We start from the raw sequence: 15,239 nt of genomic DNA, 5'->3' as shown, positions 1-15,239 counted from the left end.
AATTTGCATTAACTAATCTTTGTCGAATTTTTAGTGAGATTGCTTCGTTCCTCGCAATGACATTACTTATTCCTTTCGACAATAGCAAGTCCAAATCTAATTTTATCGTAAGACATTTTTTCTTCAAAATAATCAAAATAAGATCTCAGCGCTGTTGGGTATTCTAATTCTACTTGTGCTTTATGAAGTAGTTTTACCTCGTGATCAGAAACAAATTGAGTTAGATTTAAATCATGACCATCAACATATAATTTTGCTAAATGAGAAACAATCGTGGTTTGTCCGAGATTTCTTTTTTCTGCAATTTCTTCAACCGTATCGCCACTTTCAAACATTTCTAAAGTTGTCTTATAGGTGTTACCTTCTTTTTTTGCTTTGGCTTTTGTTTTTTTTGCATTTTCATAATACACAATCGCATCTATAAATTCCCGACCGTATTTTTCCAGTTTTACTTTACCAACACCATCAATTGCCAGAAATTCTTCGTCACTCATAGGACGAAAAGTTTCCATATACCTTAACGCGGCATCACTAAAAATGACATAAGCAGGAACTTCTTCGTCTTTGGCAATTTCATAACGTAATTTTCGAAGAATTTCAAAAAGAGAACTTTTTGCTGCTTTAGGTTTAGTTTCCTTAATTTCGTTTTTGTCAATTACTTTTTTAACAACAGTATTTAGTTTTACTTTTTCGCCTTCGAACAAAACTTTCTTTGCAAAAGGAGTAAGCAAAATTTTATTGTGTTGATGAAAGGCAATTTCGCAATACCCTAAATTTATAAGCTGAATTAAATATTGATTCCAATCGTACCAGGAAATGTCGGCGCCAATTCCGTACGTTTTTAGCTCTTGATAATTTTTTTCGTAGATATACGCGTTTCTCGAGCCACGCAAAAAATCTACAATTACAGCCAAAGGCTCAGATTCCTGTAATCGGCTAATTGCCGACAGTGCTTTTTGCGCGAGAATCGTACCATCGAAAAAAGTTGGAGGATTTTTGCAAATATCGCAGTTTCCGCAATTCTCTTTTACGAGCTCACCAAAGTACGAAAGCAGAATTTTTCTTCTGCAACTCAAAGCATCCGCATATTGTTTCATTCTTTCCAGTTTTGCCAACTGAACATCTGAATTCAATCCTTCTGAGGCAAATTTCTGAAGCTGAATTACATCAGCATAACTTTCAAACAAAATAGTTTCAGCCGACAATCCGTCACGACCGGCACGACCAATTTCCTGATAATATCCTTCTATATTTTTTGGTAAGTTGTAATGAATCACCCAACGTACGTTTGACTTGTCGATCCCCATCCCGAAAGCAATGGTCGCACAAACTACCTGACAGTCATCATTAATAAACTCGTCCTGTGTTTTTGCACGAAGTTTATTTTCTAAACCGGCATGATATGCTTTTGCTTTTACTCCATTTTTTTGGAGTTTCAGCGCCAGTTCTTCGGTCGTTTTTCTGCTCAAGCAATAAACAATTCCGGATTCATTGGGTTTATTTTCAACAAAATCAATAATTTGTTTTACACGATCTAATGCGGGACGAACTTCGAGACTTAAGTTTTTTCGATCAAACGAAGCGACAAAAGTTTTTGGGTTTCTTAAATTTAATTGTTTTGTTATATCTGTTCGCGTTGCTTTATCTGCTGTCGCAGTCAAAGCCAGAACAGGAGTAGAAGGGAAGCGGCTTTTTAAATAACCCAAATTGGTATACGCCGGACGAAAATCATGTCCCCAGGATGAAATACAATGCGCTTCATCAATTGCAATTAAACTGATTGTCAGTTCATTAAAAACAACATCAAGATACGAAAGACTTTCAGGCGCAATGTAAACGAGTTTGAATTTATTTGATTTTAGATTATCAATATAAAATTGCTGTTCTTCGCTAGATTGACTGCTATTGATATAACAGGCATTTATTCCGTTGGTTTTCAAGCTATCGACCTGATCTTTCATCAGGGCAATAAGAGGAGAAATAACAATGGTAATTCCGGGTAAAACCAAAGCCGGTAACTGAAAACAAATTGATTTTCCGCCACCAGTTGGCATTATTGCTAAGGTATCCTGACCAGAAAGTATGGTATTAATGATAGTTTCCTGATTGGGTCTGAATTTTTCGAAACCGAAATTTTCTTTTAGTTTGGCGTGTAAAATTTCTGAATTCATAAGGCTGATATTTGATAATTTCTCAATATAATAAAAAGTTTAAATATAATATTTTTCTTATATTTAAGAATGCGATTTTATAGAATTAATAAAAAAAGGAACCCGAATAGAGTTCCTTTAATTTATTTAGAAAGATAAAAATTAATCTTCGTCGTCTTCATCATCTTCATCAGCAATATCATCCGGATCTTTATCCTCATCGTCATCATCATCTCCGCCATCAGTATCTGGTTTGTCTATCGCATCATCATCGTCATCGTCATCGCTATCATCGTCAAGATCAAGACCTTTTACTGGTTCGATTGTATCAACATCAAGATCGATGTCGTCATCTTCATCGTAATTCTCGATTCTGTCAGCAAGTTTAGTACTAATTTTTACTAAATAAATAGTGTCTTCAGTACGAACTTCAACAGCTTCGATCAATTCGTTTTTAGCATTTCTAAAACGGATTACATCCGAATCATCATAACCATCAGGAAATTTCTCTACCAAAAGGTTCAAAATTTCGTTGGTAAGTTTAGCGTAGTCTACTATAACTCTTTTCATAAATATCCTATAAATCTAATAAGTAAGCAAAAATTAACGGAGCAACGATCGTAGCATCCGACTCAATAATAAATTTTGGAGTTTTAATATCTAATTTACCCCAAGTAATTTTCTCGTTTGGAACAGCTCCGGAATATGATCCGTAACTTGTTGTTGAATCTGAAATCTGACAGAAATAACTCCAAAACGGAATATCATGCATCTCCATATCCTGATACAACATTGGCACCACACAAATAGGGAAATCTCCTGCAATACCACCACCAATTTGGAAAAATCCAATTCCGTTTGTGCTATTTTTTGGATACCAATCTGCAAGGAATGTCATGTATTCAATTCCTGACTTCATAGTAGAAGCTTTTAAATCTCCTTTGATTACGTATGAAGCAAAGATGTTCCCCATCGTACTATCTTCCCATCCTGGTACAATAATAGGTAAGTTTTTCTCTGCAGCTGCATACATCCAGCTATCTTTTAGATCTATTTCGTAATATTCTTCTAAAACTCCAGATAACAACATTTTATACATGAATTCATGCGGAAAATAACGTTCTCCTTTGTCATCAGCATCTTTCCAGATTTTGTAAATGTGTTTTTGTAAACGACGGAATGCTTCGTGCTCAGGAATACAAGTATCTGTAACACGGTTTAATCCTCTTTCAAGTAAAGCCCATTCATCTTCTGGTGTTAAATCACGGTAGTTAGGCACTCTTTCGTAGTGAGAGTGTGCTACTAAATTCATGATATCTTCTTCTAGATTGGCTCCAGTACATGAAATAATCTGTACTTTATCTTGTCTAATTATTTCGGCAAAAATTTTACCAATTTCTGCTGTACTCATAGCGCCAGCCATACTTACCATCATTTTAGCACCATTTGCTAATTGTTGTTCGTATGCTTTTGCAGCATCAACTAAAGAAGCAGAGTTAAAGTGTAGATAATGTTTTTCAATAAACTGACTGATTGGTCCTTTCATTTTGCTTTTGTTTTTTTTGTTTTTTTTTTGAATTAAAAGTTTAACCTTTTAGATGGTACTGCAAATTAATAATTTTATAGATATTAACATTTAATTTACAGGTTTTTTTTTATACTTTTTTAGTATATCCTAAAATCTTCAATACATCGTCAGAAGTTTGCTGTTCTGAGAAAACTTCAGTTGCTAAAATGCCGTTTTCGTCGCGATCTATCAAAATATGTTTAGGCTGCGGAATCAAACAGTGGTGTAAACCTCCGTATCCTCCAATGGTTTCCTGATACGCACCAGTATTAAAGAAACCAATATACAATGGCTTTTCTTTGTTGTATTTAGGCAAATAAATGGCGTTCATATTTTGCTCTGAATTGTAATAATCGTCACTATCACAAGTCAAACCTCCTAATAAAACCCGCTCGTAAGTATCGTTCCAACGGTTGACCGCCAGCATGATAAAACGTTTGTTTATAGCCCAAGTATCCGGCAAAGTAGTAATGAAAGACGAATCGATCATATTCCATTTTTCTCTATCATTTTGTTGTTTTTGATACAAAATCTGATAGATAGCGCCACCGCTTTCACCTACAGTAAAAGATCCAAATTCTGTAAAGATATTAGGAACGTCAACTTCGGCTTCATCGCATGCTATTTTAATCTGATTAATAATTTCATCAATCATGTATTGGTAATCATATTCGAATGCCAATGAATTTTTAATCGGGAAACCACCTCCAATGTTCAGGCCATCAAGAGTAGGGCATTCCTTTTTAAGCGCAATGTATACTTTAATACATTTTACTAACTCATTCCAGTAATACGATGTATCGTTTATTCCGGTATTAATGAAAAAGTGAAGCATTTTAAGCTCTAACTTGTCATTTTCCTGAATTTGTTTTTTATAGAAAGAAACTATGTTTTTGTATCCGATACCTAATCTTGATGTATAAAACTCAAATTTAGGCTCTTCTTCGGCTGCAATACGAATTCCAATTTTGAATTTCCCTTTAATCTCAGCCTGAAGCAAATCAAGTTCTTCGTAATTATCAATAATCGGAATAGTATTTTTATGTCCGCTATTGATTAATCGTGCAATATTAGTGATGTATTCGTCTCTTTTAAATCCGTTACAAATAACATAAGTACTTTTGTTGATTTTACCATTTTCAAGCAAATTCTCTACAATGTTAACATCAAAAGCTGACGATGTTTCGATGTGGATGTTATTCTTGAAAGCTTCATTCATAATATATTCAAAATGAGAGCTTTTTGTGCAATAACAATAGTAATATTTTGCGTCGTATTTGTTTTTTTCCATCGATTTTCTGAACCAGGCTTTTGCCTTATTAATATTTTCAGAAATCTGTGGTAAATAGGTAAATTTCAATGGCGTACCGTATTGTTCAACTAATTTCATCAAATCGATATTGTGAAATTGTAAGTTGTCTTTGTTTAATTTAAATTCCGTTTGTGGAAAGTAGTAAGTTTGATTAATTAGATCAGAATATTTTGTATTCATTTAGTTTTTTATATTAAGAATTGTGATTTTTTTTATTTAGTAAACTGTGCTAAATCTAAAATTCAAACCCTAATATTTGCAAATACAATTTGCAGTTTTTCATGTTCTGCTTTTGAGTACAAAAAAACGTCGCAATAAAACGGACTTTTACTTGTATAAAAACGGTTCAACATCCTTAGCAAGGAACTATTGAGCCGGTTTCTATAAGAACTAAATTGTCTTTGTTTATTGTTTGTTTTCATCGTGGCAAATGTAAAAAATAATATATACCTAAAGCAAAGCTTTTTATTAAAAAAAGTTTAAGATTTATAATCTTGAAACGCGTCTAGAATCAATTTATTTTCAACGGATTGATTAATTTTTATTTTTCCGATTCCTTCAATTAAGGCAAATTGTATCAAACCGTATTCATTTTTTTTGTCATGAATTAGCAATTCTAAGATCGGATCGATGTCATTTTCTTCGATTATTACATCGTCATAAATGCTTTTAATTGCCGTTTTAATTTCGGCATATTCTGCCGCTGTAATTAAGTTTTTATACAAAGAGATATAACTTTCTAAAATCATACCGATCGCAATGGCCTCACCATGTAATAATGTTTTCTTTGATTCACTTTCTAAAAAATAACCTTCGATAGCATGTCCTAAAGTATGACCAAAATTTAATGCTTTACGAATATTTTTTTCTGTTGGATCCTGAATTACAATTTCATTCTTAATTTCTACAGAACGGTAAATTAATTCATCAAAATCAGCAAAATCAATCGCATTTAGATCTAAAAACTGTTTCCAGTAAGCTGCATCATATATTAAACCATGCTTAAGCATTTCAGCCAATCCTGAACGCATTTCGCTTTGTGGTAAAGTTTCAAGATAATCTGTATCAATTAATACCATTTGAGGTACGTTAATAACACCTATTTGGTTTTTAAGATTCCCTAAGTCAACACCAGTTTTCCCTCCAACAGAAGCATCAACCATAGATAATAGGGTAGTAGGTATATTAATAAAGTCAACTCCACGCTTGAAGGTAGAAGCTACAAATCCTCCTAAATCAGTAACAACACCGCCACCAAGATTAATAACAAGCGATTTTCTATCCGCACCAAGTTCTGTAAGCACTTTCCAGATTTCGATACAAGTATCAATATTTTTATTTATTTCGCCAGATTCAAATTCAACAATTTCTATAGTCAGATCAGTTTCAAGTAAAGGCAAAAACTTTGGTAAACAATGCTCATTTGTTTCATTATCAACTATAATAAACAAATTAGAGTATTTGTTTTCTTTTAAATGATTATTTAGGGCTTCGTAGGCATTTTGGTTAAAATGTACCAGATAATTGTTCGCTTGAATTGATTGCATATTTCCGTAGTTAATTGAAACCGCAAAATAAGGCATTTTTAACTAAATAATATTCAAAGTTTTGTTCTAATTTGTGTAAAACAATAGAAAAAAACATTCAACAAGTTCCAAGTTCTATTTTTGTTAAAATATGACACAAAACTCGAAAAAGACTAACTCACAAAATCTGCATTAAAATAATTCAAATGACGCCACTATTTATTTACAAGCTTTATTCAACTGTTGTTCTGCTGCACGAAAACTTTTAGCTTTAGATAAATTAAAGTATTCGCATGCATTTTCTAAATCATTATTTTTTAAGTAACATGTGGCAACATAAAATTCTGTAATTCCGTTATTTAATCCGGGATATTTTAAAGCATTTAAAAAATAGGGAATAGCTTCTTTATATTTTTCTGAATAATAATAATTTAAACCTATACTTTGCAGCAGGTAAATATCATTAGGATTAATTTTTAATGCTTTTTCAAAAGATTCAAGTGATTTATCAAATTTTGATTGCGAAAGAAGAATTTGTCCTTCGAGAATGTAATCCTTAATGACAATATCATTTTTTAATTTTATTAAAGTGCTGTCATTTGGTATCTGTTTTAGTCCCTGATCTACAAAACGAATTAAACTTTTCTTATTAAAATTGGTCTTTTGCAATTCAGCAGCAGGAACACTCCAGGCTTCGGTAATTTTTCTGTATTTTGAAAACAGCTCAGATTCTTTAAGAATTTCTATAGTATCTTTTCTTACTGCAGCCAAATTAGTTGAATATTTATAATAAAATAAATTTCTTGGACGCAGATAAAAAGCTTCTTTAATATAAACAGATGCACTGTCGAGATTATTTTTTTCTTTGGAAATTATGTATTTATAAAAATTTATTCGACCGGAATAGGGGTTGATTTTACTTGCTCTTGCAAAGCACGTCAAAGCTTTATCGTATTTTTTTTCACGAATATAATAAATGGCTGCATATTCATAAAAGGATTCTGAAGTACGAAAAACATTAGGATATTTAGGTATTCGGCTAACAACTTCATCACCGCTTAATATACCTTTCAAATTGTTATTGATATCATCCTTAAGAATTTCAGCTTCCAGATCTGAAGCTTTATAGATTATAAAAGCCGAATAACTAGTCATAATTGCTATACCAATTAAAATAGCTATAAATTTTATTTTAACCGGCTCAGAACGTTCCTGACTAATTAAACCAGGACTGTTTACTAACGTTAATGCTAATAGGAGACTAAAAAATATTTGCATTGTTGGCCTGTACATAGGGAAATTGAAGAAAGCATCACCTCCATAAACAATTAGAAGCATTAAGCAAAGAATTGCAATTCTCTTTGTGTTATCATCATTGGATTTTAACAACCATTTAATGTTAATAAAAAAGATGTATATAAAAAGAGAAAAATATAAGATTCCGTTTATTACTCCGGTTTCAGCAAAAATTTCCAGAAAATCATTATGTGAATCTAAAGAAACAGAAAAATCATTTTCAGAGTATTTTTCATAAGGAATTGATTCAATACGATAATTACCTAATCCGATTCCCAGCAAAGGATTTGCCTGACTTATTTTTATTGTATTCTCCCAATATGCTAACCTGGCTTTTGCAGAAGCATCAGTCGTATTTATTTGCGAAATTCTATTTGTTACTGATATATAACGATTGTTATCTTTTGATTTCTCAAAAGAACGATTAGAAACGAATAACGAAATGATTATAGGTATTATTAAAATGAAACTTTTTCTGAAACTTGATTTTTCAAAAGAGTTTATTTTCAGGAAATAAAAAATGTAACCAATCGTGATAACAATCAAATTAAGTAAAGATGTTCTGGCGGCAGTTAAAAAAATAGCAGTCGTTACAAAAAACAATGTAAAAAGCAAAAAGTTCTTTTTTACGCTCTTAAAATGAGTAATTCCTATAAATAAAAAGGGAATTTTAATGGTTAAACTAGCAGCGAGTATGTTGATATTTTCAGCATTTCCTCTCATATTGTTTACTGCTTCCGCCACAGAAATATATCCGGACAGTTGCGAAAATTTATATAAAGCCAGACCCGATTGAAAAAAAGCACTAACAGCAATAATGAGTATAATTTTGTAAATCAAATTCAGTTTATCTTTTAATAAAACGGAAAGGTTTATAAATAAACAAAATACAATTAACAACTCAGTAAACCTCGTGATAACGAGAGACTCATTTTTGGCAACCAGAAATGATAATCCACAGATTGATAAAAAAAGTAAAAACGATATGGTAATGTAACTTCTCTTGAGAAATGGAAATATAGTATCAGAAAGCATTTTAGAATTCATGTAAAAATATACTCCAATTAGAATATTTAAAACAGATAAATACAAAAATTGGGTATTCGCAATAAGAACGCCTGAATTGCTGGGGATAAAATCAATAATCAGAAGTAAACCCACAAAAAGTAAAACAATATATCCAGGAATAATTGAAATTCCTCTATTTGCGTTCGTTCGAATATTATGCATGATAAAAAAATATTTTTGCAAATATAATTTTTAAAAGTATAATCTTGTTAAAACACAGTATAAAAATATCTTTTTCTTACTTTTTAATACACTCGAGATATATTTTTTTTAGTCGGATAGAATCTATTTCGCTCTAATTTTAGAATCTATTTAATATGACTTAAAGAAAAAATGTTTTTATTTTTTGACCATCAATAAATATAACAAGGTAAACTCTTACTTAATAAATTAAGGTATGACATAATTTTGTTAACGATATTAAAAATTATGGTATGTTTTAGTAAATAATATTCAAAACTCTATCTATATTTGCATAAAAAACTGACCTTAATGGAAAAAATATTCGATAACACTCAAGTTGCATTTTCGTTAAAAAGCGATACAGAACTTGATAGAGCTTATTTTCTTTTTAAAATGATCGACAGCCAACCTTTAGTAAGGATAGGAACTGCTGTTACCAATTTTGCTATAAAAGCAAATCTTCCGGTAGAAGGATTAATTCGTGCAACTGTTTTTGACCATTTTTGTGGTGGTGTAAACGAAAATGATTGTATTACAGTAGTAGACAAAATGTTTACCAAAGGCGTTTCGTCTGTACTGGATTATTCTGTTGAAGGAAAAGAAGAAGAAGAGCAGTTTGATGCTGCTTTAGAAATGACTTTAAAAACGATAGAATTTGCTAAAGAACGTTTAGCGATTCCGTTTGCTGTATTTAAACCAACAGGTTTTGGTCGTTTTGAATTGTATGAAAAATTAGGAGAAAAACAAACGTTGACTCCTGCAGAACAAGCAGAATGGGATAGAGTAGTAGCTCGTTTTGATCATGTTTGCGGTGAAGCGCACAAAAAAGATGTGGCTTTATTAATTGATGGTGAGGAAAGCTGGATGCAGGATGCTGCTGATGATTTAGTTACCGAAATGATGCGCAAATACAACAAAGAAAAAGCAATTGTTTTTAATACATTGCAAATGTACCGTTGGGATCGTTTGGATTATTTAAAAAACTTACATGAAGTAGCTAAAAAAGAAGGTTTCTTTATAGGTATGAAGCTGGTTCGTGGCGCTTATATGGAAAAAGAAAACAAAAGAGCGGAAGAGAAAAATTATGTTTCGCCAATTTGTGTTTCTAAAGAAGCTACAGATATTAATTATGATGCTGCTGTACATTATATGTTAGAGCATTTAGAAATAATGTCAATTTTTGCAGGAACTCACAACGAATTGAGTTCTTATAAATTGATGGAAATGATGCAGGAAAAAGGAATTGCCAAAAATGATAACAAAATCTGGTTTGGACAATTGTACGGAATGAGCGATAATATTAGTTACAACCTTGCCGAAAACGGTTACAATGTGGCTAAATATTTGCCATTTGGACCTGTAAAAGATGTTATGCCGTACCTGATTCGTCGTGCTGAAGAGAATACTTCGGTTGCAGGACAAACAAGCCGCGAATTGTCTATGATCAAGGCAGAGCGTAAACGTAGAAAAGGGAAATAGTTTTAAGTCCCAGTCTCAGTTTACAGTTTGAACTTATAAAAAAATCCAAATTCCAATCATAACAATTGGAATTTGGATTTTTTTTATTGAAATTTTTAAGTCTTTTTAGAAAGAAACCTGGCATTGTAAAACTACCATTCCTAAACGATCACTCTGAAAGTATTTAGGATTTAAAAGGGATTTATCATACACAGCTCTGTTTTGGTAATTCAAACTGAATTTTGGTCCAAAAGTTCCTGTTGTATAATAATTGGCTCCAATTTCATACATCGCCATTGGAGTATCTAAAGCTTCTAAATCGGCAACTTGTGCTGCTAAATAAGGCTGAAAACGTCCTTTGCTTGATATGTTTTCTGAGTTTTTGAATAAATATCCAACTTGTGCGTAATAGATATTTCCTGTTCCAACGCCAATAAATCCAGTTCCTGAACCATTTAACAAAGCAGGATCTGCAATCGCAGGATTTGGAATAGAAATAAACTGAGTATAGTTTTTTCCGTATTGTGCATTATTATACGCTGCGTAAGCTGTAATCGCTGAACCATTATCGCCAATTGGACTATCGTAGAAAACGTCTAATCCAAGAACTTTCATATCGTCATGATGTATCAAACCTGAACCATCAGTATCCAGACGCCACATTGCATTGGCTTGCGTCATATAACCCAATCCAAGGTTAAAAACTTTTTTAGTTCCTAAATAGGTTCCTCTGTTATAAGCTTCAAGATTTTGTTCTTTTTCTAAAAAATGATACGTCAAAATCCCGGCAAATTGCGCTCTTGGAGTTTCCGGACTTACAGAAGAATTAAAACCAATATTGGTATTTGTATTTCTATAAGGATTCGTAACGGCAACTCTATAACTTAAATCCCCTAAATATCCTTTTGCATAAATACTAAGGTTACGATTGCCAAAAGTAGAGGATATATTAGCAATTTGCTGATACATTGGCGTATCTAAACTTAATTGAGTTGCTGAACTATTTGATGAATAACGGGTTGTTCCGGACCCCCAGCTCGTTAAACCTCCACCAATATGAAGTTTATCGTTAAAATGATATTCTCCCAAAGCATCCATAACCGAAAGCGGTGCATTTGAAGGTCCGTTATTTTGAGTAAAATTGATGTTGTTTTGACCTAACTGAAGATGAAAAAAGATATTGTCCGTAAGCATTCCCATTGCCTGCAAGCGCAAACGCCTGATCACAATATCATAAGCGTCATTTACTTCTGTAGTTCCAATTTTGCTATTTGGATTTAGTTCTGAATATCTTCCCCAAACCTGAAGATTCATTCCGAATTTGATGTATTTTGAACCGTCAGGGGTAATGTTTACAACGTTAAAAGGTTTTTCCTGAGCAAGAACACTAATGGTGTTTAAAATAATAAATAGTAAAATTAAAGCGAGTCTTAAATGTGGCATTTAGTTGTATTTAAAATTAATTATAGGCATTTAGTTTTTTAATAGTTGCTAAACTGAAGATTACTTAGGTTTTTATAAGTACCATTTTCAAGATTAATTAATTCCTGATGTGTACCTTCTTCGGTTATTTCTCCATTATCTAAAACTAAAATTTTATCAGCATTTCTAATAGTCGACAGTCGGTGAGCAATAATAATACTTGTTCTTCCTTCCATCAAAACTTCTAACGCTTCCTGAACTAATTTTTCACTTTCACTATCTAAAGAGGATGTCGCCTCGTCTAAAATTAAAATACTTGGATTTTTAAGCAATGCTCTGGCAATTGCAATACGCTGACGTTGTCCGCCAGATAATTTCACACCACGTTCTCCTACAACTGTTTCGAATTTTTCAGGGAAACCTTCAACAAAATTCAACGCATTGGCTTGTTTTGCAGCCAGCATAATTTCTTCATCTGTTGCATCTGGTTTTCCGTAGGCAATATTTTCTTTAATAGTTCCTCCAAATAAAATAACATCCTGAGGAACAATACTCATATTACCACGAAGATTTTCTAAATCATAATCGTAAATGTTTTTTCCGTCAACCGTGATTTCTCCTGATTCTATATCGTAAAAACGCAATAATAAAGAAGAAATAGTCGATTTTCCGGCACCGCTTGGTCCTACAATGGCTATTTTTTGCCCGAATTCAGCAGTAAAATTTACATCCTTTAAAACTTGTACTTCTTTTCTTGAAGGATAACTAAAAGCAACATTATTGAAAGAAACATTTCCTTTGATTTTCTCTAATGAAGTTGCGTTTTGCGTTGCGTTTATTTTTTCCGGAGTCTCTTCTAATAATTCAAAAACTCTTTCGGTAGCACCAATCGCTTTTTGAATTTGCGCATATAATTCGGCAATTCCTCCAAAAGAAGCGCCCACAAATGTAGAATACAATACAAACGAGATCAATTGACCTACGCTCATTTCGCCGGCAATACTTAAACGTACGCCATACCAAACTACAGCAACGATAGCTCCAAACAAACAAAAAATAATAAATGAGGCAAAATAACCACGGTATTTACCACCTTTGATAGCCAGTTTTACTACTTCGCTAATTTTACCTTTATAACGTGCAACTTCGTACCATTCGTTGGCAAATGCTTTAACGATACTTATTCCCTGCATTGTTTCTTCAACAATTACCTGGCTTTCTGCTACCTGATCTTGTACTTGTTTAGAATATTTTCTAATAAAACGACCAAAGATTACTGCTGCTACTGCAACTAAAGGAACTACGGCTAACATTAATAAAGTTAATTTAAAGCTTTCTGTAGCCAATAAAATAACTCCACCAATAATAAGTATAAATTGACGCAAGAACTCTGCAATTGTAGAGGTTAAAGTATCCTGAATCTGAGTAATATCTGCGCTAATACGGCTATTTAGTTCTCCAACTCTTTTTTGAGAGAAAAAGGTCATTGGTAATTTTACCAAATTAGTATACAAGGACAAACGTAAATTGGCCAATGTGTTTTCGGTAAAATTAACAAACAATGATAATCTGAAGAAAGAACAGAAAGATTGCAGAAACAATATCACGATTAAACCCAATGCTATTTGATTCGCCTGATCGTTGTTTTTGTTTTTTACACAGTCAATCAGCATTCCCATTAATTTAGGGAAGGCGAGGGCAGTAGCTCCCGTTAATAAAAGAAAAACCAAACCAACATAAAATTTCCATTGGTGTTTTCCGGCGTATTTGAATATTATGGTTGCTTTGTTAAGTGAAGTAGCGGTAATTTTTGATTTTGGTAAATCATTTTCTTTAAATCTTGCCATTTGAGTATACAATTAAGGTATGCAAATATAGGATTATAGCAAGTGAACACAAAGTAATATTATAAATTAGGCCTCAGGATTTCATTTTTTAACTAAAAGCCTAAAAAAATCAGTTTTTCTTTCTTTTTTAATTAACTGAATAATAGATTAATAAAAATAAAGGTTAAAATAAAATGATTTTTTTTTGATTTTATAGTTGAAAATACAAAATCTAGCTATACATTTGCATGGCAATCACGAACGATAGCAACCTAGTAAAATAGGGCGATTAGCTCAGCTGGTTCAGAGCACCTCGTTTACACCGAGGGGGTCGGGGGTTCGAACCCCTCATCGCCCACCAAGAAACTCCTTAAGTAATTAAGGAGTTTTTTTATTTCCAAAATTCCCACCATTTATTTTGATTTCTTTCTTTTCTAAAAGTGTTTTCTAAATCTATAGAAGTATTTTCTTCAATATTCTGATTATAGGATTCAAAATTTATTTTTTCATCAAGAAATAAAGCAGAAGAATAATTGATGACAAAATCCTTAATTTGTTCATCAAAGGAATTAAATCTCATTTTTATATTTTGAAGTGTTTTTTCTTTTCTTTTTTCGATTTTTGCCAATAATAATAAAATACTTAACGCATAAGGTTGCTCATCACAACTATTATAAGCAAATTTTTCAAGATAATCTAAGGCATCATCACTAAATTCACCACTAAATAATTCGATCAGATCAATTATCGCTTCATCCTTTTCATTTTTGATTAATAATTTCTGCTGATAAAAATAAATATCAATTAAATCTTTATAATTATTAGTAGTCAGTTTCTTTTCTTTATTTACTTCATTCATTTTGATATAGGCATTAACCTTTCCGTTGCCTAAATACAGGTCAGAAATATTATCAAGAATTTCATAAGTTTCTGTTGCTTTTAATCTATTTTCGATTTCAGTTAATTCGGCTAAAATTTTCAAAAATCCTTCGTGATGCTCATTCATACCTTTTTTATTTCTTATACAATTTAATTTCATAGTAATCTTAAAACCTAAATAATTTGATCTGCTCCAATACCATAATTATTTTTGACTAATATAATAAATAACGAATCTATATCTATAAATTATTTAATTGAACTTTTTCATTTCTGAATGAAATAGTTAGTAAACAGATTCATAGTTCAATAATTTTATCGTTTATATTTTGTTTAGTAAAAGACAAAAAAAATAGATTGGGTTTTGCTTTGATTAAGAAAATAGACTTTCACACAAAACGAACTATTTTCGTTAAACAACAAAATAAACATATACAAAAAATGTAAATATGTTGTAAATAGCACCGAAATATGTTTGTTTTATAAAATATATTTGAGATTATTATTTTCTTCAGAAATCAATTCACGAGACATTACTAAAAAATCATTCAA

At 31.8% G+C, this 15,239-nt stretch carries 10 protein-coding genes and 1 tRNA gene; 2 read left to right on the top strand and 9 right to left on the bottom strand.

The genetic code is table 11. The features are described from left to right. Positions 1-62: 62 nt before the first annotated feature. The 6 genes from recQ to L0669_RS16865 form a co-directional block, all read right to left on the bottom strand. Entirely contained in the window at positions 63-2,171 is a 2,109-nt protein-coding gene (gene recQ / locus L0669_RS16890) for a DNA helicase RecQ (RefSeq protein WP_263758950.1), read from the bottom strand. Positions 2,172-2,312: 141 nt separating this feature from the next. After that, on the bottom strand, positions 2,313-2,720 hold the full coding sequence (locus tag L0669_RS16885; protein ID WP_065450201.1) for a DNA primase: 408 nt from the start codon (positions 2,718-2,720) through the stop codon (positions 2,313-2,315). Between the two features lie 7 nt (positions 2,721-2,727). Next, the gene (locus L0669_RS16880; protein WP_007811609.1) at positions 2,728-3,696 is read right to left on the bottom strand and encodes a deoxyhypusine synthase family protein; all 969 of its coding nucleotides are present in this window, start codon (positions 3,694-3,696) and stop codon (positions 2,728-2,730) included. Between the two features lie 109 nt (positions 3,697-3,805). Next, positions 3,806-5,209: a type III PLP-dependent enzyme domain-containing protein gene (locus tag L0669_RS16875; RefSeq protein ID WP_055092150.1), complete on the bottom strand. Its 1,404-nt coding sequence runs from the start codon at positions 5,207-5,209 to the stop codon at positions 3,806-3,808. A gap of 299 nt (positions 5,210-5,508) precedes the next feature. After that, a complete protein-coding gene (aroB, locus tag L0669_RS16870; RefSeq protein WP_173972973.1) occupies positions 5,509-6,576 on the bottom strand; it encodes a 3-dehydroquinate synthase in 1,068 nt (355 codons plus the stop codon). Between the two features lie 198 nt (positions 6,577-6,774). Next, positions 6,775-9,081: an O-antigen ligase family protein gene (locus L0669_RS16865; protein WP_263758949.1), complete on the bottom strand. Its 2,307-nt coding sequence runs from the start codon at positions 9,079-9,081 to the stop codon at positions 6,775-6,777. Positions 9,082-9,411: 330 nt separating this feature from the next. Between L0669_RS16865 and L0669_RS16860 the strand changes: the two genes are divergently transcribed. Next, positions 9,412-10,581, top strand: a complete 1,170-nt coding sequence (locus tag L0669_RS16860; protein ID WP_263758947.1) for a proline dehydrogenase family protein — start codon at positions 9,412-9,414, stop codon at positions 10,579-10,581. A 105-nt stretch (positions 10,582-10,686) separates the two neighbouring features. Here the strand turns inward: L0669_RS16860 and L0669_RS16855 are convergent, their stop codons facing one another. Next, positions 10,687-12,003 (bottom strand): porin family protein, encoded by a 1,317-nt coding sequence (locus L0669_RS16855; protein ID WP_263758946.1) that lies wholly within the window; start codon positions 12,001-12,003, stop codon positions 10,687-10,689. A 38-nt stretch (positions 12,004-12,041) separates the two neighbouring features. Next, entirely contained in the window at positions 12,042-13,829 is a 1,788-nt protein-coding gene (locus L0669_RS16850; protein WP_263758945.1) for an ABC transporter ATP-binding protein, read from the bottom strand. A 262-nt stretch (positions 13,830-14,091) separates the two neighbouring features. Between L0669_RS16850 and L0669_RS16845 the strand changes: the two genes are divergently transcribed. Continuing rightward, positions 14,092-14,169 (top strand) — tRNA-Val (locus tag L0669_RS16845). 30 nt (positions 14,170-14,199) lie between these two features. Here the strand turns inward: L0669_RS16845 and L0669_RS16840 are convergent. Further along, positions 14,200-14,814 (bottom strand): hypothetical protein, encoded by a 615-nt coding sequence (locus tag L0669_RS16840; protein WP_263758944.1) that lies wholly within the window; start codon positions 14,812-14,814, stop codon positions 14,200-14,202. Positions 14,815-15,239 lie beyond the last annotated feature (425 nt).

Source organism: Flavobacterium bizetiae, assembly GCF_024271895.1.
GTDB lineage: Bacteria > Bacteroidota > Bacteroidia > Flavobacteriales > Flavobacteriaceae > Flavobacterium > Flavobacterium bizetiae.
This window is presented reverse-complemented; position numbering and strand designations above follow the sequence as displayed.